Annotated in this window: 1 protein-coding gene and 1 pseudogene; one reads left to right on the forward strand and one right to left on the reverse strand. The window is 38.1% G+C overall.

Annotation, left to right across the window (positions count from 1 at the left end):
- Positions 1-106: 106 nt before the first annotated feature.
- A pseudogene (locus H5200_RS22945) lies at positions 107-761 on the forward strand (IS630 family transposase); the annotation flags it as partial.
- Between the two features lie 191 nt (positions 762-952).
- Here H5200_RS22945 and H5200_RS22950 read toward each other — a convergent pair.
- On the reverse strand, positions 953-2,266 hold the full coding sequence (locus H5200_RS22950) for a hypothetical protein (protein ID WP_182762788.1): 1,314 nt from the start codon (positions 2,264-2,266) through the stop codon (positions 953-955).
- Positions 2,267-2,412 lie beyond the last annotated feature (146 nt).

Raw genomic sequence — 2,412 nt, forward strand, 5'->3', positions numbered from 1 at the left:
TCAAATTAAGGGGGAAAGTTATAGGATCAAAGAAAAGAAACAAGCCGGATTAATGGAAAACCTTAATAAATAGTGGATCATTATTCAAATGGTGGAGTGGATCACTTTTCGGTTGTTGTTGACATTTAGCTGGATCACAAGCCGTTCTAAGCACCCAAAGCAGTCAAAAGAAAGCCAAAAGGCTTTTAAAAAAGTTCCAAGTGGAAACGATCCTTCACACCCCAGGACATCTCCCTTTAGAGCGCATTGATGTTTGGTTTCAAGATGAAGCACGGTTTGGACAACAGAATCAAACAACACGCTTATGGGCTGAAACAGGCACGAGACCCCGTGCAATAAAACAACAGCAGTTTGAGTATGGATACTTATTTGGTGCCGTCTGCCCAAGTAATGGTAAAACAGAAGCGCTGATCAGCCCTATCGTCAATAAAGAGGTCATGACGCAACACATGGAATTAATATCAAAAGCCACGGAGGCAGGACGTCATGCGGTCGTGATCGTTGATGGCGCTGGTTGGCATACTATTGATACGGTACAACCATTCAATAATGTCACACTAATAAAACTTCCGCCTTACTCCCCGGAGTTAAATCCAATAGAGCAAGTATGGAGTTGGATACGGCAACACTGTCTATCAAACCGTGTATTTAGTGGTTATGAAGAAATAGTCGAACAGGTATTGCAAGCGTGGAATAAATTCATCTCAGTGCCTGATACGGTTAAAAGCATATGCTCTAGAGACTGGATAAAATTGACTTAATCTTTATGCAGATTGGTATAAGGAGGCAAGGTATCACAGAGACATTTTTAATGCCTTCATCAACATTGCCCATGTGCCAGCTTGCGTGATCAACTATGACCACAGCGTGCTCTCCATAGCGCGTCGCATCCGAAATGTGTTTGGTATTAGCCTAGAAGGTTGTTAAAATAAATTCTACTTCAATCAGCAAGTCATTGAAATATAGTGTTATTTTCGGTTGTATTGTTCACTCTGAGTTCTAACAGGGAGCTTATTGAGTTAGATTTAAGATCTAATATTGGATTGCCTTTATTTTCCTCCAAAGTAACATTGTTTTTAAGACCTTTTTCGGTTACTTCACAGGTGCCATTTTTACAAATAACATCAGGTTCTGGTCTGAGGAGCTGCTTATCTGAAGTAATAATAACATACCGATCATCAACCTTAGAAGAATCTTCAAAAGCCTTAAATTTTTCAGCCGAAAAGCTTGGCACTATTCCCGCTTTTATTTCTATCATATGTTGTAGAAATTGGTAACTACCCCTATGAGACAATGCACTTAAACCTGGTTCAGTCATAAACGAAATGAAACCCTCATCTATATCAGATGAAGATAATTTTTTCTGACTATCAAGAATATTATTTATCGTAGCTTGATCTTTATCCGTAAAGCTGACCGCAAGCTGGTATCCTTCACCGTTGAAGTGTCCATTATTAAAATTATTAAGTATCTTCCCATCGTCATGCATTCTGTAACCACCAAGATCACTGGCAAACTGACGGATATACTTAAAATCTATATTATTATTATCAGCATATTCATAGATATCAGCTAATAACTCTCTATCTCCTTGTGTCAAAAATTCATAAGAACTTCGCATTAAGTTAGATAAGGACATCCCATCAGCGCCGCTTAAAATTTCTGATTCAGTACCACCAAAAATATCCGTCACCATAGCTTCATAATAATGCTCAGACCGGCTTATATTTTTGCTTTTTTCTAAATCCCGTTCATCTAAAATAGACTCGAACTGTGATGTTACTTGCGAGCTATATTCATCGGAAACCATCGCTTTACTAAAAGAAGAAAAAGAGTTCATATGAGATAATAGTAATTCTTCAAATGATGCTAGTGCGGTAACGTTACTTTCGTATTTAAGGCTGTCTCGTTTTAGGTTTGATAGGTTTTGCTGATCAAGTGTGTGCCATCTTTCATATGCAGCTACCCTCTCTGAGCTGCTAAATGTATTACTTGTGTCTAATGCTATCGTCTCAAGTTTTGATTTGGATAAATGTTCAAATTCCCATTTTGCTGTGGCAACCTCATCACTATTTATTTTTGCATTTGAAGAGAGTATTTCCTTATGTAGAGATAAATTTTGCTGACTTAATTTAGAAATATCAATAGAGCTTTTGGCCTTACTTAATTTCGACGATAATGAAGAAACCGATGCATGTATTTCTATATCCTTACTTTTTTTGGGGTCAGATTGTGGCTGAGGAAAAGCTTTTCTCGCATTTAACAAACTTCTCTTGATATCAGGTATATCGTAAGCGTATAGCTAACGACACCTAGCTTTGCTTAATGTTCCAAGGTAGCAGTGGCTCAAGGTTATCTGGCTGCTCAGCAAGGCGCTGTAAGCAAGTAGAGATATAGTCATGCACCACAAGG

Origin of the sequence: Pseudoalteromonas sp. SG43-7, from assembly GCF_014164295.1 — a bacterium.
GTDB classification, from domain to species: Bacteria; Pseudomonadota; Gammaproteobacteria; order Enterobacterales; family Alteromonadaceae; genus Pseudoalteromonas; species Pseudoalteromonas rhizosphaerae.